The 596-nt window shown below is 45.0% G+C and carries 1 pseudogene; it reads left to right on the forward strand.

Going from position 1 to position 596, the window contains the following annotated elements:
- Nucleotides 1–596, forward strand: a pseudogene (gene vmeG / locus R7Z49_RS26350) (efflux RND transporter periplasmic adaptor subunit VmeG); the annotation flags it as partial.

Raw genomic sequence — 596 nt, forward strand, 5'->3', positions numbered from 1 at the left:
TCGCATTTCGTGTCCCAGGGTTGCTTCAATCGATCGAAGTTAATGAAGGGCAAGTCGTTAAAAAAGGCGATGTGCTAGCAGTCCTTAACCCAGATGAATATTCCTTACTGGAAAAGCAAGCAAGAGCGAATTTTGCGTTAGCTGATGTTCAGTACAAGCGCTATAAAAAGCTGCGGAAAGACCAAGTGGTCTCTGAACAAGATTTTGATGAAGCGAAAGCTAATCATAACTCCGCTAAAGCGCAATGGGATCAAGCCAAAGCGAACTTGCGCTACACCCAACTCGTTGCTCCTTACGATGGCACCATTTCTTATCTTCCTGCCGAAAATCATGAATACGTTGCCGCCAAAGAAGGGGTGATGAACATTCAAACCAATCAGGTAATGAAGGTGAGTTTTCAACTGCCTGACTATTTGCTCAACCGTTATACGCAAGGCGTGAAAGTTTCAGCAAAAATGATATTCGATGCGTTTCCCGAACGCTCTTTCGATCTGACTTTCCAAGAAATTGACACCGAAGCCGACCCAAAAACAGGCAGCTATAAAGTGACGATGGTGATGGAAAGACCGCCAGAGCTAGGCATTCTTCCTGGTATG

Origin of the sequence: Vibrio sp. 1562, from assembly GCF_033340155.1 — a bacterium.
GTDB classification, from domain to species: Bacteria; Pseudomonadota; Gammaproteobacteria; order Enterobacterales; family Vibrionaceae; genus Vibrio; species Vibrio alginolyticus.